Origin of the sequence: Flavobacterium cyclinae (assembly GCF_021172145.1) — a bacterium.
Taxonomy (GTDB): Bacteria; Bacteroidota; Bacteroidia; order Flavobacteriales; family Flavobacteriaceae; genus Flavobacterium; species Flavobacterium cyclinae.
Genome location: NZ_CP089095.1, coordinates 339,147 through 358,138 on the forward strand (window position 1 = coordinate 339,147; position 18,992 = coordinate 358,138).

Annotated in this window: 20 protein-coding genes; 14 read left to right on the forward strand and 6 right to left on the reverse strand. The window is 33.2% G+C overall.

Going from position 1 to position 18,992, the window contains the following annotated elements:
* Positions 1–819, reverse strand: a complete 819-nt coding sequence (locus tag LOS86_RS01600) for a UDP-2,3-diacylglucosamine diphosphatase (protein WP_231842920.1) — start codon at positions 817–819, stop codon at positions 1–3.
* 209 nt (positions 820–1,028) lie between these two features.
* Between LOS86_RS01600 and trmB the strand changes: the two genes are divergently transcribed.
* The 12 genes from trmB (at position 1,029) to LOS86_RS01660 (ending at position 9,225) form a co-directional block, all read left to right on the forward strand.
* The gene (trmB, locus tag LOS86_RS01605) at positions 1,029–1,703 is read left to right on the forward strand and encodes a tRNA (guanosine(46)-N7)-methyltransferase TrmB (protein WP_231843960.1); all 675 of its coding nucleotides are present in this window, start codon (positions 1,029–1,031) and stop codon (positions 1,701–1,703) included.
* 54 nt (positions 1,704–1,757) lie between these two features.
* Complete coding sequence (locus LOS86_RS01610; protein ID WP_231842921.1) at positions 1,758–2,384, forward strand: LysE family transporter; 627 nt, start codon at positions 1,758–1,760, stop codon at positions 2,382–2,384.
* Positions 2,385–2,387: 3 nt separating this feature from the next.
* The gene (locus LOS86_RS01615; protein WP_231842922.1) at positions 2,388–2,723 is read left to right on the forward strand and encodes an MGMT family protein; all 336 of its coding nucleotides are present in this window, start codon (positions 2,388–2,390) and stop codon (positions 2,721–2,723) included.
* 156 nt (positions 2,724–2,879) lie between these two features.
* Positions 2,880–3,467 carry a YceI family protein gene (locus LOS86_RS01620; RefSeq protein WP_231842923.1) on the forward strand — a complete coding sequence of 196 codons (588 nt, stop codon included), beginning with the start codon at positions 2,880–2,882 and terminating at the stop codon, positions 3,465–3,467.
* Positions 3,468–3,508: 41 nt separating this feature from the next.
* Positions 3,509–4,774 carry a hypothetical protein gene (locus LOS86_RS01625; RefSeq protein WP_231842924.1) on the forward strand — a complete coding sequence of 422 codons (1,266 nt, stop codon included), beginning with the start codon at positions 3,509–3,511 and terminating at the stop codon, positions 4,772–4,774.
* 62 nt (positions 4,775–4,836) lie between these two features.
* A complete protein-coding gene (locus LOS86_RS01630) occupies positions 4,837–5,394 on the forward strand; it encodes a YceI family protein (protein ID WP_231842925.1) in 558 nt (185 codons plus the stop codon).
* Between the two features lie 200 nt (positions 5,395–5,594).
* Positions 5,595–6,734 (forward strand): Mrp/NBP35 family ATP-binding protein, encoded by a 1,140-nt coding sequence (locus tag LOS86_RS01635; protein WP_231842926.1) that lies wholly within the window; start codon positions 5,595–5,597, stop codon positions 6,732–6,734.
* A 73-nt stretch (positions 6,735–6,807) separates the two neighbouring features.
* Positions 6,808–7,047 (forward strand): NifU family protein, encoded by a 240-nt coding sequence (locus LOS86_RS01640; RefSeq protein ID WP_231842927.1) that lies wholly within the window; start codon positions 6,808–6,810, stop codon positions 7,045–7,047.
* A gap of 115 nt (positions 7,048–7,162) precedes the next feature.
* Positions 7,163–8,215 (forward strand): NAD(P)/FAD-dependent oxidoreductase, encoded by a 1,053-nt coding sequence (locus LOS86_RS01645; RefSeq protein ID WP_231842928.1) that lies wholly within the window; start codon positions 7,163–7,165, stop codon positions 8,213–8,215.
* A 29-nt stretch (positions 8,216–8,244) separates the two neighbouring features.
* Complete coding sequence (locus LOS86_RS01650) at positions 8,245–8,451, forward strand: hypothetical protein (protein ID WP_231842929.1); 207 nt, start codon at positions 8,245–8,247, stop codon at positions 8,449–8,451.
* Positions 8,435–8,893, forward strand: a complete 459-nt coding sequence (locus LOS86_RS01655) for a hypothetical protein (RefSeq protein ID WP_231842930.1) — start codon at positions 8,435–8,437, stop codon at positions 8,891–8,893. The genes LOS86_RS01650 and LOS86_RS01655 overlap by 17 nt, the downstream gene beginning before the upstream one ends.
* Positions 8,893–9,225, forward strand: coding sequence for a 2Fe-2S iron-sulfur cluster-binding family protein (locus LOS86_RS01660; RefSeq protein WP_231842931.1), 333 nt, complete (start codon positions 8,893–8,895; stop codon positions 9,223–9,225). The genes LOS86_RS01655 and LOS86_RS01660 overlap by 1 nt, the downstream gene beginning before the upstream one ends.
* 31 nt (positions 9,226–9,256) lie before the next feature.
* Here LOS86_RS01660 and LOS86_RS01665 read toward each other — a convergent pair whose 3' ends face one another.
* The 5 genes from LOS86_RS01665 to LOS86_RS01685 form a co-directional block, all read right to left on the reverse strand.
* A complete protein-coding gene (locus LOS86_RS01665) occupies positions 9,257–10,039 on the reverse strand; it encodes a DUF3050 domain-containing protein (protein WP_231842932.1) in 783 nt (260 codons plus the stop codon).
* Between the two features lie 103 nt (positions 10,040–10,142).
* Positions 10,143–11,321 (reverse strand): acyl-CoA dehydrogenase family protein, encoded by a 1,179-nt coding sequence (locus LOS86_RS01670; RefSeq protein WP_073581092.1) that lies wholly within the window; start codon positions 11,319–11,321, stop codon positions 10,143–10,145.
* Between the two features lie 145 nt (positions 11,322–11,466).
* A complete protein-coding gene (locus LOS86_RS01675) occupies positions 11,467–12,171 on the reverse strand; it encodes a tRNA1(Val) (adenine(37)-N6)-methyltransferase (RefSeq protein ID WP_231842933.1) in 705 nt (234 codons plus the stop codon).
* 59 nt (positions 12,172–12,230) lie between these two features.
* On the reverse strand, positions 12,231–12,758 hold the full coding sequence (gene rimM, locus LOS86_RS01680) for a ribosome maturation factor RimM (RefSeq protein ID WP_231842934.1): 528 nt from the start codon (positions 12,756–12,758) through the stop codon (positions 12,231–12,233).
* Positions 12,759–12,773: 15 nt separating this feature from the next.
* Positions 12,774–13,328, reverse strand: a complete 555-nt coding sequence (locus LOS86_RS01685; RefSeq protein ID WP_231842935.1) for a 30S ribosomal protein S16 — start codon at positions 13,326–13,328, stop codon at positions 12,774–12,776.
* Positions 13,329–13,504: 176 nt separating this feature from the next.
* Here LOS86_RS01685 and LOS86_RS01690 point away from each other — a divergent pair, with 176 nt between their 5' ends.
* Together LOS86_RS01690 and dnaE are read left to right on the forward strand one after the other, a co-directional pair.
* Positions 13,505–14,200: a DUF6252 domain-containing protein gene (locus LOS86_RS01690; protein ID WP_231842936.1), complete on the forward strand. Its 696-nt coding sequence runs from the start codon at positions 13,505–13,507 to the stop codon at positions 14,198–14,200.
* Positions 14,201–14,361: 161 nt separating this feature from the next.
* Positions 14,362–18,888 (forward strand): DNA polymerase III subunit alpha, encoded by a 4,527-nt coding sequence (gene dnaE, locus LOS86_RS01695; protein WP_231842937.1) that lies wholly within the window; start codon positions 14,362–14,364, stop codon positions 18,886–18,888.
* Positions 18,889–18,992 lie beyond the last annotated feature (104 nt).

Below are 18,992 nucleotides of genomic sequence, written 5' to 3' on the forward strand. Positions count from 1 at the left end.
TTATTTTAAAGCCGCAATAAATTGTTCGGCTAACTTATTTTCGTCTTCAAAATTATACTCCTCATGGGTTGAAACTAAACTTCTATCATGGTGATATAATTTCCATTTTTTATTATTGTATTCTAAAGCAGTTAAATTTTCAATCCAATCTCCCGAATTTAAGTAGAAAACTTCTCCTTTTTCATTTTCCATAAACTCAATTTTAGGTTCATGAATATGACCACAAATTACATAATCGTATTGGTTTTCAATTGCTAATTCCACACAAACATTTTCAAAGTTAGTGATAAATTTAACAGCAGATTTTACATTGTTTTTAATTTTCTTTGAAAGCGAGTAAGGTTCTTTATTTAATCGGGCTAAAATCCAATTGATAAATCGATTAATTAAAATAAGTAAATCATAACCCCAACCACCTAATTTAGCTAACCATTTGGCTTGAGTAATAGAAGCATCAAAAACATCACCATGAAATATCCATGCTTTTTTATGGTCTAATTCTAAGACGAGTTTATCAATTAAACTGATATTTCCCATATGTAAATCAGTAAACTTTCTAAGAAACTCATCATGATTTCCAGTAATGTAGTACACTTTAGTTCCTTTGGTACTCATCGAAATAATTTTCTTAATTACTTCTAGGTGTTTTGAGGGGAAATACGATTTTCTAAATTGCCAAATATCAATAATGTCGCCATTGAGTACTAAAATTTTAGGTTTTATCGAAGATAAATAATCCAATAATTCTTTAGCATGGCAACCATAGGTTCCAAGATGTACATCGGAAATAACAGCTACTTCAACTTTACGCTTTTTCATATGTGTAGAAAATATTTTTTAGCGGTCACATATGGAATCGCTTTTCTTTCGTCTGTGTTGCTTAAGCAACTTTTTATTAATTGCGATTTCAAAATAAAAGTTTTATGCAAAAAACGAAAACCTATCTAATGTTAAGGTTATTGAAACATTATTAAAAGTTTATTTGTGTTGCTAAATATTTGATTAATTTTGCCCAAAATTATTTAGAAGTGGGAAGTAAAAATAAATTAAAGCGATTTAAAGAAAACGAAACGTTTACCAATGTGTTTCAACCAACAAGAGAAGAAGTGGTGGGAGACCAATTTCCGTTGAAAGGAAAATGGAGTGCAGATTTCTTTAAAAATGATAATCCAATTGTATTAGAATTAGGTTGTGGTAAAGGAGAATATTCTGTTGGTTTAGCCGAAAGATTCCCAGAAAAAAACTTCATTGGGATTGATATCAAAGGAGCAAGGTTTTGGCGTGGTGCAAAAACTGCTGTGGAATCAGGTATGAATAACGTGGCTTTTGTGCGAACACAAATCGAATTAATTCATCATATTTTTGCTGCAAACGAAGTATCTGAAATTTGGATTACTTTCCCAGATCCACAAATCAAATATAAAAGAACCAAGCACAGAATGACGAATGCTGAGTTTTTAGAGCGCTACAAAAAAATCCTAAAACCAAGCGGATTCATGCACCTAAAAACGGATTCAGAATTCATGCACGGTTATACTTTAGGGTTGTTACATGGTTTAGGTCATGAAGTAATTTATGCGAACCATAATATTTACAAAAACGAAGGAGCGCCAGCAGAGGTTACCGGAATTCAAACGTTTTACGAAAGTCAATATTTAGAAGTGAATAAGCCAATTACTTATATCAAATTTCGAATTAAGTAATCTTTGTTACATTCATTTTCAATATTCTTCCTTACTTTTGATAAAAATCAATTTATGACATTTGTTTTAGCTATTTTTTTAGGGTTGATAATTTCCATAGGCGGAATCATTATTCCAGGTATGTTGAATATGACGATAGCTAAAATCAGCATCAAAGAAAGTCAAAAACATGCTTTAAATTTTGCTTTCGGAGCAGTTGTAGTGGTTTTTATTCAATGTTTTTTAGGAACTTATTTTGCAAAATTCTTAGATGCCAATCCTGTTTTTAGTGAAGGATTAAAAAAAATCGGAACTTTTATTTTTATAGGATTAACGATTGCTTTCATTATAATGGGATTCAATGCTAAAAAGAAAAAAGAAATTGAAGTTAAGATTGATAAAAAAAGAAATCGTTTCTTTTACGGAATGGCTTTATCTTCTTTTAATATGTTTGCAATTCCTTGGTATGCTTTAACTACTTTAATGATGGCTTCAAAAGAATTGTTTCAATATGACATCATTTCTATTCTTTTGTTTTCGTTTGCAGCAGCTTCAGGTACTTATTTTGTGTTTTATTTGTACGCTCGATTCTTCAAGAAAATCGAACATAAACTTACTTTTATAGTTCAGAATATAAATTTTTTTATTGCCATACTTACAGGAGTTGTAGCCGTTTCTTCTTTATATAAAATGTTTTTTTAAATTTTGAGTAATTCAAAATCAAATAATGAAAACTTTTTTGAACGTGTTTATGAAATCGTTCGCCAAATTCCCGAAGGGAAAGTAACTTCTTATGGCGCTATTGCAAAAGCATTAGGTGCAACACGTTCTGCCCGAATGGTGGGTTGGGCAATGAATGCTTCTCATAATTTAAGTGATGTTCCAGCACATCGAGTTGTAAACAGAAATGGAATGCTTACCGGGAAACATCATTTTCAAGGCACTAATCTCATGCAACAACTTTTAGAAAATGAAGGAATAAAAATTGAAGAAAATAAGGTTGTGGATTTTAAATTAATTTTTTGGGAACCTTCAATTTAAGATTCATTTTTTTATATCAAACGATTGCGTTTCAGTATTCTATAATTTATTTTAAACTTTTTGTAACAAATGTGACAATTGTCATGTTCTAGGTGTTTTTTTCGTCTGAAATTTGTACTATAAAATTAAAACAATTATTAACAAATTTTAGGTATTATGAGCAAAATACAAACAAAGCTTGGAACATTACTAACACTTGTGGTAGTGTTGTTGAATTTAAATACTTTAGTTGCACAGGATTCTAAAGTTGTTTTAGCAGAAAGCAAGTTAGTTGTTTTTGGAACTTCTAATCTTCACGATTGGGAGATTAATGCTAAAGCAATGAGTGGAAAATCTTCTTTAACAATTGATGCAGGAAGTTTAAAAGCAATTAAAAGTTTAGATTTTGCAGTAGAAGTTGAGCAATTAAAAAGTGGAAAAAGCGGAATGGATAAAAACACATTCAAAGCTTTAAATAGTAATACTTATAAAACTATTAACTTCAAATTAGTTAGCGTTACAAAAATTACAGAAGTTTCTAAAGGTAACTTTACAGTTGAAACACAAGGCGACTTAACGATTTCTGGAGTTACAAAAAGAATCAATCAAACATTTACTGTTAAAATTATTGGAGGAAAAGCAATCTTTTCTGGAAAAACAAAAATCGACATGACAGTTTACGGTGTAAAACCTCCAACAGCTTTAATGGGAACTATTAAAACAGGAAAAGATGTAACTATAGATTTTAAAGTTACATATAATTAAATTGAACTTATAACTAAAACACATATTAAATTTTAAAAATCATGAGAACATTTATTAAATTATCATTAGTAGTAGCTGCCTTAGGTTTAGGAACCGGATTACAGGCACAAAACAGAGATTTAGACAATTACAGACAACCTGATAAAAGAGGAGTAAATGTGTTTGAAAGTCCAAAAGACACAGCTTCAACTTTTACAGATGTTAAAGTAAGAATCGGAGGAGCTTCAACATTACAATATCAAGCTTTTGATCATGAAAATGCAACGGGAGCAACTGATTTAATTCCTATTGGAAATAATTTTAACTTAGCAACTGCCAATTTAGATTTAGACGTAGCTTTAGCAAAAGGGGTTAGAATGCACTTAAGAACGTATTTGTCATCTCGTCACCATCCAGAACCTTATGTTAAAGGTGGATATTTCCAAATAGATAACTTAGATTTTATAAAAGAAGGTTTGTTAGCTGAAACAATGAAATATGTTACTATCAACATTGGACATATGGAAAATAACTACGGTGATGCACACTTTAGAAGATCTGATAATGCTCAATCTATTTATAATCCATTTGTAGGAAACTATATTATGGACGCATTTACAACTGAAGTTGGTGCTGAGGTTTATTTTAGAAAAAATGGTTTCATTTCAATGATTGGTGCAACTAATGGAAAATTAAATCAAGGTACTAATAACCCTGGAGCAACAAGTCCATCCGTTATGGCAAAATTAGGTTATGACAAACAAATTAGTTCAGATTTAAGATTTAGAATTACTGGTTCTATCTACAATTCAGCTTATTCTGCAAGAACTTATTTATATGGTGGTGATAGAGCAGGTTCAAGATATTACTTCGTAATGGAGCCTACAACTGCTACTTCATCTGCTAATTATTCTTCTGGATTAGTTAATCCTGGCTTAACAAACAAGTTAACTGCAATTATGATTAATCCATTTGTAAAATACAAAGGTTTTGAATTCTTTGGTTTATTTGAAACAGTATCTGGAAGAAAATTTGCTGAAACAGACAGAAGAAATTTTACTCAATTAGGAGTAGATCTATTATACCGTTTTGGTAAAGAGGAAAACTTATACGTAGCAGGACGTTACAATTCAGTTTCTGGAGAGTTGGATGCTACACAAGATATTGATGTACAAAGAATTTCTTTAGGTGCAGGTTGGTTTATGACAAAAAACATCTTAACTAAAGTGGAATATGTTAATCAAACTTACGATGGTTACGCAACAGGAAATATTTTAGATGGAGGTAAATTCAGTGGATTTATCGCAGAGGCAGTAATTAGTTTCTAAGAAAATAATAGTAAATTTAAAAGCGAAAAGTATACCAGCTTTTCGCTTTTACTTTAAGGGTTATGAAAAATATAGGTATTATAACAATTTTGATTCTTTTGAGTTTTGGATTCTCTAGAAATGTCACTAAAGTTAAAATAACGAATAAGAGTGAAGTTACAATAAAAGGGAAATCAAATGTAAATAGTTTTGAGTGCAAATATAATTCTGATTTTATTGAGAATGATTTGCAAGTTATAATGAATAAGAATAATGGTAAAATACTTCTTGATGGAGCTAAAATAGCTATTAAAAGTACAGGTTTTGATTGCGCTCACAGAATGATTACTAAAGATTTTAAATCTATATTAAAAGCGGAAGAATATCCACACATAATAATTAATGTTAAAGAAATAATTACCGCTAAAGAAAACATAACCGCAAAATTAAACGTTAAAATTGCTGGTGAAGAAAATGATTATTTGGTGCCAGTAGTTTACAACGCCAACACAAATAATGTTAAAGGACAATTGAAATTGAATATCAAAGATTTTAAATTAAAATCTCCTAAAAAATTATTAGGCATGGTGGTAGTTAATGACAATGTTGAGATTGATTTTAATTTGTTCTTGCAGTATTAATATAATTTTTTCAATTAGTTTAAGAAAGCAATCTTTTATTTTAAAAGGTTGCTTTTTTATTTCATGATAGATTCTAATTATCAAATTATAAAAACTTTAAACTTATATAGTTTTAAACTCCTAAACTTCTTATTATCTTTGCAATTCATATTCAGTTTAAATAAAAGTATTTATAACTTTTAAACGATAACGATAAAAAAATGAAACTAGATAGAAAAGAAATACTAGCTGCATTAGAAACTATTTCGGTTGCAGGTGAAGGTAAAAACATGGTGGAAAGTGGTGCGGTTCAAAACGTAATTACTTTTGGTGATGAAGTAGTAGTTGATTTGCTTTTATCTACACCAGCATTACATATTAAAAAACGTGCTGAGGTAGATATTATCAAAGTAATTCACGAAAAAGTATACGAAAAAGCCAAAGTAAAAGTAAATATCAAGGTTGAAGCACCAGAAAAACCAGAAAATCCAAATTTAATTCGTGGAAAACAAATTCCTGGAATTTCAAATATTATTGCGGTTGCATCTGGTAAAGGTGGAGTTGGTAAATCTACAATCACGGCTAACTTAGCTGTTTCATTGGCAAAAATGGGGTTCAAAGTTGGAGTTTTAGATGCCGATATTTACGGACCTTCAATGCCCATAATGTTTGATGTTGAAAATTCGAAACCTATTTCAGTTGAGGTAGATGGAAAATCAAAAATGCAACCGGTTTCAAGTTACGGAGTAGAAATTCTGTCTATCGGATTTTTTACAAAACCAGACCAAGCCGTAATTTGGAGAGGTCCCATGGCTGCTAAAGCATTAAACCAAATGATTTTTGATGCCAACTGGGGAGAAATTGATTTCATGTTAATTGATTTACCACCAGGAACTGGAGATATTCACTTATCAATTATGCAGTCATTGCCAATTACGGGAGCTGTAGTTGTAAGTACACCTCAAGCGGTTGCATTAGCTGATGCTAAAAAAGGAGTTTCGATGTTTATGTCAGAATCGATTAATGTTCCGGTTTTAGGAATTATCGAGAATATGGCGTACTTCACTCCAGAAGAACTTCCAGAAAATAAATATTACATCTTTGGTAAAGAAGGAGCTAAAAACTTAGCAGAAGATTTACAAGTGCCACTTTTAGGAGAAGTGCCTTTAGTGCAAAGTATTCGTGAAGCAGGAGACTATGGTCGCCCAGCAGCATTACAAACGGCTTCAGTATTAGAAAACGTTTTTGAAAATATTACTAGAAATGTGGTGCAAGAAACGGTAAATCGTAACGAAACATTACCACCAACAGAAGCTATCAAAATCACAACAATGGCAGGTTGTTCTGCAGTAAAAAAATAGTATTCAGTTTACGGTCTCAGTTTACAGTTTAAGCTGTTTACTGCGACTGAAAACTGCGACAAAACTAAAAATTATGACTACACTAGAAATAAAAGAGAATGTTGAAAAAGCATTAAATGAAATTCGTCCGTTTTTGAATTCGGATGGAGGCGACATCTCGTTAGTAGAAATTATTGAAGACAAACACGTAAAAGTTCGTTTAGAAGGAGCATGCACAAGTTGTAGTTTAAGTATTAGCACCATGAAAGCAGGTGTAGAAACTACAATTAAAAAATATGTTCCTCAAATTGAATCAGTTGAAAATATTGCGTAATTGATATTTATCATTTTATTCTACAACTGAATTTTTAAATTTTGCCTTTTGTAACTCTTGTAACGTATAGCAAATTTCGATATTTGTAACTTTACAGCTCTTAATGATTTAAAACATGATTCAAACCGATATATTAATTATTGGCGCTGGTCCTACAGGACTTTTTGCGGTTTTCGAAGCCGGACTTTTACAACTAAAATGTCATATTATTGATGCTTTGCCACAGCCAGGCGGACAATTAGCAGAATTATATCCTAAAAAACCTATCTTCGATATTCCTGGTTATCCTTCCGTTTTAGCTGGAGATTTGGTAACGAATTTGATGGAACAAATCAAACAGTTTCAACCTGGATTTACCTTAGCTGAAACGGCTGAAACGATTGATAAATTAGAAGACGGTACTTTTATTGTAACTACAAATAAAGGAACAAAACATCATGCTAAGGCAGTTGCTATTGCAGGAGGTTTGGGAACTTTTGAACCAAGAAAACCAACAATTGAAAATATTTCATTTTACGAAGAAAAAGGGGTTGAATATTTTGTAAAAGATCCTGAAATGTTCCGAAATAAAGAAATAGTTATTGCCGGTGGAGGAGATTCAGCTTTGGATTGGAGTATTTTTCTTTCTAATGTTGCTAAAAAAGTAACTTTGGTTCATAGAAGAAATGAATTCAGAGGCGCTTTAGATTCGGTTGAAAAAGTACAAGAATTAAAAAAAGAAGGTAAAATTAATCTAGTTACTCCTGCTGAGGTAGTAGGGATACAAGGTGAAAATCACGTTGAAAGTATTACACTTGATAAAGATGGTGTTTTAGAACAATTTAAAACGGATTATTTCATTCCACTATTCGGATTGACGCCAAAGTTAGGACCAATTGCTAACTGGGGATTTGAAATCGAAAAGAACGCTATCAAAGTAAATAACGCATTAGATTATCAAACCAACATCGACGGAATTTACGCTATTGGTGATGTAAATATTTATCCAGGAAAATTAAAATTGATTTTATGTGGTTTCCACGAAGCTACTTTAATGTGTCAAAGTGTTTATAATAGAATTAATCCAGGAAAACGTTATGTACTAAAATATACGACCGTTTCTGGAGTTGATGGTTTTGATGGAACAAGAAAAGAAGCTGAAAAAGCAGTTGTAAAATCGATTGATTAATTCAGTAACTTTGGAATAACAAAGTAATTATGAACCAATATAAAATGATAAGAACGGTAGTTTCAAAGTCAAGCTTTAAAGAAGCTGATGACCATGTTACTTATTATGTTGAAAAATCTCCTTTGGAAAGATTAAATGCAGCATGCTTCATAATTTATTCTATTTTTAATACTTCTGAAAGAACAAAAGTTGATAGATTAAAAACTTCGTCAAGAAAAAATGCCAAACTTATTTAATTACGATTTTCTCGAATTTTTAGAACTTCTCGGAAAACATGAAGTTGAATACTTGTTGGTTGGAGGTTACGCTGTTATATTAAATGGCTATGTAAGAAGTACAGGTGATTTAGATTTATGGGTAAATAAAACAGATAATAATTATTCAAAATTATCTAAAGTTTATACTGATTTTGGTGCTCCAATGTTTTCAAACGAGGAATTCAATAGTGATAAATTTGATGTTTGGAGCATTGGTATGGAGCCAACAAAAATTGAAATACTAACTCATGTTGACGGATTAAACTTTTTAGAAAGTTATAAAAATTGTAAGTTTTTAAACACCCAAAATTTTCAAGTGCCTTATATTAATTATGATGATTTATTAAAGAATAAGGAAGCTTCTGGCAGATATAAAGATTTAGCAGATATTGAACAACTAAAAAAAAATAGAAAAGAATAATGCCACAAGACGTAACCATTTTTATAACCGACAGAAACGGAGTTAAACACGAAGTATTAGCGCCAACCGACATGAACATGAACATCATGGAGTTAATTCGTTCGTATGAATTAGCAGAAGAAGGAACTGTTGGTGTTTGTGGTGGAATGGCGATGTGTGCATCTTGTCAGTGTTATGTTTTAAACAATGTAGTGTCTTTAGAACGCAATCCTGATGAAGAAGCTATGCTTTGGGAAGCCTACCATGTAAAAGATAATTCTAGATTAGGTTGCCAAATTCCAATCACAGAAGATTTAGAAGGATTGGAAATTGAAATAGCACCAGAACAATAAAAAAAGCGAGAAGAAATTCTCGCTTTTCATTTTATACTAATTCATGTTTTAATTCCACTTGCTCTTCAATAGCATTCCAAAGCCCGATTCTTTTTTCTAACGCTAAAACGGAAATTTCTTCTACTTCTCTCCAATTTTGTTCTGAATCGCCACAAAGTTCTGTTATCATTTGCATCGCCATTGGTCCGTGCTCGTCGGCGTCTAATTCTATATGTCTTTCGAAATAATAAATTAGCTTTGATAAATCGGTTTCTGGGAAATTCTGATGAAAATTTTTCAAGATTTCTGTAAACATATTCGGAATCAAATCTTCTCTTCCAAAAGTAAAAGCAGCCGCAATTTCATGTGGTTTTCCTTGTTCAATTACTCTAAAAGTGAAATCTAAAAACGCTTTCACATTCGGATGTAAATCACTTTGTTTAATGGATACAAAAATGTTTTTCGTTTCTTCTACATTATCTAAAAATGCATTTACCTGCTCCGTTGAAGCGCCACATTGAGTCATTGCATCCAAATACATTTCATAGTGACTTTGACGCTTTCCGTCAATAGATAAATCGGTCTCTTCGGCTACAACAATTTCATTAATTAAATAACGAATTTCAGGATTCCCAACAGGTAACCACGGAGTTGTAGTGCAAGTTAACTTATTTTGTAAGGCTTTTAATAACGACATGAAATCCCAAACCGCATATATGTGGTTTTCTAAAAAACAATGTAAATCCTCAATCGTTTTTACTTTATTGTACAACGAATGATTTAATAATTGTTCTTTCTGGATTTGAATTTTTTGGTTTATAGTTTCTATGTTCATATTGCAATTTGATTTCTTAGTATAAAGAATAGTATACATTACAAAAATAAAAATGCTTCCCTTAAAAGAGAAGCATTTTGTATCAATTTTATCTATTGTTTAATTATTTGAATGCTGGGAAACCTGTTACGTCCATACCAGTAATCAATAAATGGATGTCATGTGTACCTTCGTAAGTCACTACAGATTCTAAATTCATCATGTGTCTCATGATAGAATATTCACCTGTAATTCCCATTCCTCCTAACATTTGACGTGCATCACGAGCAATAGTTAACGCCATATCAACGTTGTTTCTTTTTGCCATCGAAATTTGAGCTGAAGTAGCTTTTCCTTCGTTTCTTAAAACACCCAATCTCCAAGTTAATAATTGTGCTTTTGTGATTTCAGTAATCATTTCAGCTAATTTCTTTTGTTGTAATTGAGTTGCTCCAATTGGTTTGTCAAATTGGATTCTTTCTTTTGAATAACGTAATGCCGTATCGTAACAATCCATAGCTGCTCCAATCGCTCCCCAAGCAATTCCATAACGTGCCGAATCTAAACATCCTAGTGGTGCTCCTAATCCCGACTTGTTTGGTAATAAGTTTTCTTTTGGAACTTTTACGTTGTCAAAAATAAGCTCTCCAGTAGCTGAAGCTCTTAACGACCATTTATTGTGAGTTTCTGGGGTTGAAAAACCTTCCATTCCTCTTTCCACGATTAATCCGTGAATTCTTCCTTCTTCGTTTTTAGCCCAAACCACTGCAATGTCAGCAAAAGGCGCATTCGAAATCCACATTTTAGCACCATTTAAAAGATAATGATCGCCCATATCTTTAAAATTAGTTACCATTCCACCTGGATTTGAACCGTAATCTGGCTCAGTTAAACCGAAACAACCAATCATTTCTCCTGTGGCTAATTTTGGTAAATATTTCATTCTTTGTTCTTCGTTTCCGTATTTCCAAATTGGATACATTACTAATGAAGATTGAACCGATGAAGTAGAACGTACACCCGAATCTCCTCTTTCAATTTCTTGCATGATTAATCCATACGAAATTTGATCTAATCCAGCACCACCATATTCCACTGGAATATACGGACCAAATCCTCCAATTTCTCCTAAACCTTTTACGATTTGTTTTGGAAATTCTGCTCTTTGTGCGTATTCTTCAATAATTGGAGATACTTCTTTTTTTACCCAAGCACGTGCGGCATCACGTACCATTTTATGTTCGTCAGATAATAATTCGTCTAATAAATAATAATCTGGAGATTGAAATAAGTCTGGTCTCATAGTTTTTGATTTGAAAGTCACAAAAGTAAGTAAAGATTTTTAACAAATCAATGAACAAGTGTTATAATTTTTCAAGAGACATTTTCCAGCTATCCGCTTTATTCCCGATAGCTATCGGGAGATGCCGCTACCATCTGGGCTAGGGTTACATCTTTAAGTAGAATTCTTTCGTCAATTCGATGTATTCAGGAGTATAATTATGCCTAGAAATTTCAATAACTAACTCATCAATCAAAGGAGTTTGTTCCATTCTGCAAAAAGCCAATAAACTTCTTTTGATTTCTGATGTTGGAGTTCCTTTTACACGAGTAATTTTTAGCGGTAATAGATCCAATTCTTTACACATTGAAATAAAACGTTCTTCTTCTTTAAAAGGAATAATTACAGAAAAAATCCCGTTATCCGAAAGTAATAAAGCAGCCGCTTCAATCAATTCTTCAAAAGGTAAAGCGTCTTCAAAACGTGCTAAGTCTCTCGAAACATTATCTGATTTGTAATCATCGGTATAAAAAGGCGGATTGGAAATAATCAAATCGTATTCATCTTCAGGTTCGTCTACAAACTCATCCAAACCCGCATGAAAACAAAATAATTTATCACTCCAAGGCGAAGCTTCAAAATTTTCAACACATTGTTCGTAAGCATCTTCGTCAATTTCAATCGCATCAATTTGTTCGGCATTGCTCCTTTGTGCCAACATCAAGGATAAAATTCCAGTTCCTGCACCAATATCTAAAACATTGTATGGATTGTTAATTAACGGAGTCCAAGCGCCAAGTAAAACACCATCCGTGCCAATTTTCATAGCACAACGATCTTGATTAACAGAAAATTGTTTGAATTTGAACAAAATGAATAAGAATGAATTTAAACAATTTAAAAACTGTAAACTGTGACTGTGATTGTCAACTACTGTAAATAAAGGTCAACCAAACCTTCAGGCGTTTCTAAAGTAATGGTTTTGTTAGCTCTGTCAAGTGCAATAATAAAATCATCAATAAGCGGAATTAAAATTTCAGTTCCGTTTTTATCGATTTCAAAAAGGGGTTGAGCGCCACTATCATTTATAGCAGTAATTTTTCCAATACTGCCTAGACGAGTATCTAATACATCGAAACCAATAACTTCGTGATAGTAAAATTGGGTTCCTTCAAGTTTAGGTAACATAGTAAGCGGAAGGTATAATTCGCTTCCCATAATTTCGTCTGCTTCTTCTTCGGTTTGAATGTCTTCAAATCGGATACGTAAGAATTTTTCTTTGTGAAGCGAACTACTTTCAATAAAAAATGGAACCAGACTTTTGTTGATTTCAACAAAAACTGATTCCAAATTTTGATACAATTCGGGTTCGTCGGTGTCTAAATACGCCAATACTTCCCCTTTGAAACTAAATTTTTTCGCGATTTTACCTAAATAGAAACATTCTTCTTTACGCATGGAATCGCTATAATATTAAGCTTCTGTTTCTTCGTTGTTTTCTTCAACAGCAGGAGCTTCTTCAGCAGCAGCCTCAACTACTTCTTCAGCAACTTCTTCTGTAGCTTCAGCAGCTTTTGCAGCCTCAGCTTGAGCAGCAATACGTTTTTCGTTTGCTTCTTTTTCAGCTTTTAAAGCTTTAGCTTTAGCATCAGCATCAGCTTTAGACAAACCAGCTTTTTTAGCATCAACTTTGTTTGCTTTTTCTTCTAACCAAGCTGCTAATTTAGCATCTGCTTGCTCTTGAGTTAAAGCACCTTTACGAACTCCTCCATCTAAGTGGTGTTTTAATAAAGCACCTTTGTAAGATAAAATTGCTCTTGCAGTGTCAGTTGGCTGAGCACCGTTGTGTAACCATTGTGCAGCTTTCTCGATGTTTAAATCGATAGTTGCAGGGTTAGTGTTTGGATTGTAAGTTCCTAATTTTTCTAAGAATTTACCATCTCTTTTTGATCTTGCATCTGCTGCAACAACCCAATAAAAAGGTTTCCCTTTTTTTCCGTGTCTTTGTAATCTAATTTTTACTGACATAATCTTGTGATTAATTTGAGGTTCTCGACCTCGGTTATTTAAGGTTGCAAATATATAAAACTTTGTAATACTATCGAATGATTTAGTTAAAAATATTTTTTTATCTAAAATGTATTTATTTCAATAAAAAAGTTATTTTTGTTACCTACATATTTTAACGAACATAAAATTTAATAATGAAAAAAATAGTTTCTTTTTTCGCTCTTGCTTTGGTTTTTACATCTTGTCAACAAGATATTCAAACAAATACACCATCTTTTCAAGCGAAACAAAATGATGTATACTGGAGAGCAAATGATGCAAGAGTTTCTGTAGATGCAAGTGGCGCAATGACTATTACAGCATTTACTCAGTTTGAAACAATTACACTTGAAACATCTAGTTCTTTACCAGGTGTTTATGTGTTAGGAACAACAAATCAAAACAATTACGCTTCTTATTCAAACGATACTGAAAATTTTTCTGATTTCTATGATACAGGATTATATACAGGTCCTGCATACAAGGTTTCAGGTATGTTAACTAGAGGTTCTGCTTATCAGGCAAATTCTGCAGGTGCTCAAACTACGGGAGGAACTGGTTCTGGATTACGTGTTGCTACTCAAACAACTAATGGTACTGTAACAGCTATAACAGTTGTTGCAAGAGGAGTTGGTTACACTCCAGGAGATGTTGTTACTATTGTTGGCGGTAATAATAATGCAACTTTTAGAGTAATCAACATACAACAAAGTAACGGAGAAATTGAAATCGAAGAAGTTGAAGGAGGCTTGTTCACTGGTAAATATAAGTTTAATGCGGTGAATGAAAATGGAGATGTGATTACTTTTTCTGAAGGTGTATTTTATAAAATACCAATTTCTACATTCTAAAAATCAACTATAAACTATAGGTTTAAAAAGCTGTCTGAAATTTTCAGATGGCTTTTTTGTTTTTGTTGATAACTTAAATTGGCATTCACTAACTTAAAATGTATTTTTGTTTTTATACAAAATCAACTTTTTTATTTTTCTTTAGCTTAATTATCAAATAGATGTACTTAATTTTCGATACAGAAACCACAGGATTACCTCGTAGTTGGTCGGCACCCATAACTGATACCGATAACTGGCCTCGTTGTATTCAAATTGCATGGCAATTACACGATGAAATGGGGAATTTAATCGAACATCAAGATTATTTGGTAAAGCCAGAAGGTTTTAATATTCCTTATGATGCCGAGCGAATTCATGGTATATCCACTGAATTAGCGATGGAACAGGGAATTCTTTTAGCGGAAGTACTAGAGAAATTTAATATTGCACTATCAAAAACTAAATATATAGTTGGGCAAAACGTAGGTTTCGACGTGAATATAATGGGGTGCGAATTCCATCGTTTTAATATAGGAACTGATTTAACTAAAATGCCCGTTTTAGATACGTGTACTGAAACCACTGCAGAATTATTAAAATTACCCGGTGGTCGTGGTGGAAAATTCAAATTGCCAACACTTACCGAATTACATCAATATCTTTTTAATCAGCCTTTTGCAGAAGCCCACAATGCTACTGCCGACGTGGAAGCAACTACTCGTTGTTTTTTAGAGTTGATTAAAAGAGAAGTGTTTACCAAAGAAGAGTTAGATGTAACACCAGAATATTTCAGACGTTTTCGTGAAAATAATCCTGGCGAGATCCAGCTGATTGGTTTAAAACACATCAACCTCAAAAAAGCTTCGGATGAAATCAGAGCCCGTTTACAAAAAATCCAAAGCGAAGAAGAGCAAGCCACTATTTCAGATGCTACAAAAGCGGATTTAAAAGACGCTGCTTTTGCACATTTACACAATCATACACAGTTTTCAGTATTACAATCCACCATTGCGATTAATGATTTAGTAAAAGCTTCTGTAAAATTCAAAATGCCTGCAGTTGCCATGACCGATACAGGTAATATGATGGGAGCGTTTCATTTTGTGAGTGCAGTAATGAATCACAATAAAGCTGCTGAAGCTAAAAACAAAGAATTAGTCGAAAACGGAGAAGAACCAACAGAAACCGTAATCAAGCCTATTGTAGGATGCGAATTCAATATTTGTGACGACCATAAAGATAAGACTAAAAAGGATAATGGTTATCAAGTAGTTTTATTGGCAAAAAATAAAAAAGGCTATCACAATTTAGCCAAAATGTCCTCTATCGCTTATACCGATGGTTTCTATTATGTTCCTCGTATTGATAGAAATATCGTTGAAAAATACAAAGAAGACATCATTGTGCTGTCTGGAAATTTATATGGAGAAATTCCAAGTAAAATTCTAAATGTTGGAGAAAGTCAAGCCGAAGAAGCATTAATTTGGTGGAAAGAACAATTTGGGACTGATTTCTATTTGGAAGTCATGCGACACAAACAAGAAGATGAAAATCGTGTGAACCAAACATTGATAGCTTTCGCGAAAAAGCATAATGTGAAGTTAGTTGCGACCAACAATACCTATTACGTTAATAAAGAAGATGCCAATGCTCACGATATTTTATTGTGTGTAAAAGATGGTGAAAAACAAGCTACACCAATTGGTCGCGGACGTGGTTATCGTTATGGATTACCAAATCAAGAATATTATTTCAAATCGGGTGACGAAATGAAGCAACTTTTTGCCGATTTACCCGAAGCGATTATCAATATTCAAGAAATTATCGATAAAACCGAACCGTATTCTTTATATCGCGATGTATTACTTCCAAAATTCAAAATTCCTGATGAGTTTGAAGTAGAAGAAGACAAGTTAGATGGAGGTGTTCGTGGTGAAAATGCGTATTTACGTTATCTCACAATGGAAGGCGCCAAAAAACGCTATGGCGAAATCACACCAGATATTCAAGAGCGTTTGGATTTTGAATTACTTACGATTTCCAATTCAGGTTATCCGGGTTATTTCTTAATTGTACAAGATTTCATTGCCGAAGCTAGAAAAATGGACGTTTCCGTTGGGCCAGGCCGTGGTTCGGCTGCGGGTTCGGCTGTTGCGTATTGTTTAGGAATTACGAATATCGACCCAATTAAATACGATTTGCTTTTTGAGCGTTTCCTGAATCCTGATCGTGTTTCCATGCCCGATATCGATATCGACTTCGATGATGAAGGTCGTGGTCGTGTAATGGATTATGTAATCAATAAATACGGAGCAAACCAAGTAGCACAAATTATTACTTATGGTAAAATGGCTACGAAATCAGCGATTCGAGATACAGCTCGTGTATTGGATTTGCCCTTGTTTGAAGCCGATAGAATTGCGAAATTAATTCCAGGTATGATGCCATCAAAATGGAATTTAGCACGATTCTTAGCTGAAGAAGAAGGGGAAGTTAAAAAAGCATTACGTTCAGAAGAATTTGACCGAGTTAAAGAATTAATCGAAATTGCCAACTCTGAAGATTTAGCAGGAGAAACTATACAACAAGCAAAAGTGTTGGAAGGTTCGATGCGAAATACCGGAATTCACGCTTGTGGAGTAATTATTACGCCAGATGATATTACAAATTTCGTTCCGGTTACTACTGCAAAAGATTCGGATTTATATGTAACCCAATTTGACAACTCGGTAGCGGAAAGTGCTGGTTTGTTGAAGATGGACTTCTTGGGATTAAAAACCCTAACCTTAATTAAAGATACCGTAAAATTGGTAAAATATCGCACAGGAATCGAATTAAATCCTGACGAATTCCCAATTGATGATGTTAAAACATACGAGTTGTTCCAAAGAGGTGAAACGGTAGGTATTTTCCAATACGAATCGCCTGGAATGCAGAAATATATGAAGGACTTAAAACCAACAGTTTTTGCCGATTTAATTGCCATGAATGCATTATATCGACCTGGACCGTTGGAGTATATTCCGTCGTTCATTCGTAGAAAAAATGGAGAAGAGCCTATTACTTACGATTTAGATGCTTGCGAAGAATATTTAGGGGAAACCTACGGAATTACCGTTTACCAAGAGCAGGTGATGCTTCTGTCGCAAAAATTGGCAAATTTCTCTAAAGGTGATGCCGATGTACTTCGTAAAGCGATGGGTAAAAAGCAGAAAGATGTCTTGGATAAAATGAAATCTAAGTTCATCGATCAAGCGAAAGCCAATGGACATGACGAACAAAAATTAGATAAAATTTGGACCGACTGGGAAGCGTTTGCGAGTTATGCCTTCAATAAATCGCACTCTACTTGTTATGCTTGGATTGCCTACCAAACAGCATATTTAAAAGCGCATTATCCAGCGGAATACATGGCTGCGGTACTTTCAAATAACATGAACGATATCAAACAAGTGTCGTTCTTTATGGAAGAATGTAAACGCATGGGATTAGCTGTTTTGGGTCCAGATGTGAATGAATCGTATTATAAATTTACGGTTAATGAAGATTATGCGGTTCGTTTCGGAATGGGAGCAATCAAAGGCGTTGGAGCAGGAGCCGTTCAAACCATAATTGATAACCGTAAAGACGGAAAATACAAATCTATTTTTGATTTAGCCAAACGAATTGATTTGCGTGCGGCTAATAAAAAAGCGTTTGAAAACTTAGCATTAGCAGGCGGTTTCGATGGTTTTACTGAAACCCATCGAGCGCAATATTTTCATCATGAAGGTGACGGAATTACTTTTTTGGAAAAAGCCATGCGTTATGGAGCTAAGTTTCAAGAAAATGAAAATTCGGCTCAAGTGAGTTTGTTTGGTGATGCTTCAGAAGTGCAAATCGCTGAACCACAAGTGCCACCATGTGAAGAATGGAGCACGATGGAAAAGTTGGCCAAAGAAAAAGAAGTAGTAGGTATTTACATTTCGGGTCATCCTTTAGATGATTATAAATTTGAAATGAAATATTTCTGTAATACCAATTTAGAAGGTTTGAAAAACTTAGAACAACAAGTTGGAAAAAACCTTTCTTTTGGTGGGATTGTAACGAATGTACAACATCGAACGGCTAAAAACGGAAAAGGTTGGGCGACATTTGTAGTGGAAGGTTATGATGAAAGTTTTGAATTCCGAATTTTTGATGAAGAGTATTTAAAGTTCCGTCATTTCTTACTGCAAAATCAGTTTGCCTATTTTAAAATTACGGTGAAAGAAGGTTGGGTTAACCGTGAAACCGGAAAAAAATCCGATCCAAGAATTCAGTTTACAGATGTGAAAATGTTAGCGGATGTGTTGCCAACATTCGCCAAAAAACTCGTACTTCAATTAGCGATTAATGATGTTAAAGAAGGAGTGATTTCGGAATTAAATCAAATTTTTACCCAACACAAAGGCGATCATAATGTGACTTTTGAAGTAATGGAGTTGGAAAAAATCAAACGAATGGTAGAAGAAAAACCAGTAGCGATGATTTCGACCGATACCGAAGATGAAATGGAAGAGAATTTTGATGAAATGGAAGAAATGGATATCGCTGTACCAACAGAAAAAGAAGAAATTGTAGTAAAAACTAAGTTGGTGATGCCAAGTAGAAAGTTAAAGGTTAAAATTTCATCGGAACTACTACAAGAATTAGAACGAATGCAGTTGAGTTTCAAGTTAAATTAAAATCAATTCTGAAAATGCAACTATAACAAAAACTAATTTTTAAAAGCGAATTCATTTCAATTAAATTTCTAAATTTGCATATTAATTAAGTAAAATCATAAAGA

What these genes read in the sequence shown, in the direction of transcription:
- LOS86_RS01600 (WP_231842920.1), bottom strand. Translation starts at nt 819, where the DNA reads ATGAAAAAGCGTAAAGTTGAAGTAGCTGTTATTTCCGATGTACATCTT.
- LOS86_RS01610 (WP_231842921.1), top strand. Translation starts at nt 1,758, where the DNA reads ATGACATTTGTTTTAGCTATTTTTTTAGGGTTGATAATTTCCATAGGC.
- LOS86_RS01620 (WP_231842923.1), top strand. Translation starts at nt 2,880, where the DNA reads ATGAGCAAAATACAAACAAAGCTTGGAACATTACTAACACTTGTGGTA.
- LOS86_RS01625 (WP_231842924.1), top strand. Translation starts at nt 3,509, where the DNA reads ATGAGAACATTTATTAAATTATCATTAGTAGTAGCTGCCTTAGGTTTA.
- LOS86_RS01630 (WP_231842925.1), top strand. Translation starts at nt 4,837, where the DNA reads ATGAAAAATATAGGTATTATAACAATTTTGATTCTTTTGAGTTTTGGA.
- LOS86_RS01635 (WP_231842926.1), top strand. Translation starts at nt 5,595, where the DNA reads ATGAAACTAGATAGAAAAGAAATACTAGCTGCATTAGAAACTATTTCG.
- LOS86_RS01640 (WP_231842927.1), top strand. Translation starts at nt 6,808, where the DNA reads ATGACTACACTAGAAATAAAAGAGAATGTTGAAAAAGCATTAAATGAA.
- LOS86_RS01645 (WP_231842928.1), top strand. Translation starts at nt 7,163, where the DNA reads ATGATTCAAACCGATATATTAATTATTGGCGCTGGTCCTACAGGACTT.
- LOS86_RS01650 (WP_231842929.1), top strand. Translation starts at nt 8,245, where the DNA reads ATGAACCAATATAAAATGATAAGAACGGTAGTTTCAAAGTCAAGCTTT.
- LOS86_RS01655 (WP_231842930.1), top strand. Translation starts at nt 8,435, where the DNA reads ATGCCAAACTTATTTAATTACGATTTTCTCGAATTTTTAGAACTTCTC.
- LOS86_RS01660 (WP_231842931.1), top strand. Translation starts at nt 8,893, where the DNA reads ATGCCACAAGACGTAACCATTTTTATAACCGACAGAAACGGAGTTAAA.
- LOS86_RS01665 (WP_231842932.1), bottom strand. Translation starts at nt 10,039, where the DNA reads ATGAACATAGAAACTATAAACCAAAAAATTCAAATCCAGAAAGAACAA.
- LOS86_RS01670 (WP_073581092.1), bottom strand. Translation starts at nt 11,321, where the DNA reads ATGAGACCAGACTTATTTCAATCTCCAGATTATTATTTATTAGACGAA.
- rimM (WP_231842934.1), bottom strand. Translation starts at nt 12,758, where the DNA reads ATGCGTAAAGAAGAATGTTTCTATTTAGGTAAAATCGCGAAAAAATTT.
- LOS86_RS01685 (WP_231842935.1), bottom strand. Translation starts at nt 13,328, where the DNA reads ATGTCAGTAAAAATTAGATTACAAAGACACGGAAAAAAAGGGAAACCT.
- LOS86_RS01690 (WP_231842936.1), top strand. Translation starts at nt 13,505, where the DNA reads ATGAAAAAAATAGTTTCTTTTTTCGCTCTTGCTTTGGTTTTTACATCT.
- dnaE (WP_231842937.1), top strand. Translation starts at nt 14,362, where the DNA reads ATGTACTTAATTTTCGATACAGAAACCACAGGATTACCTCGTAGTTGG.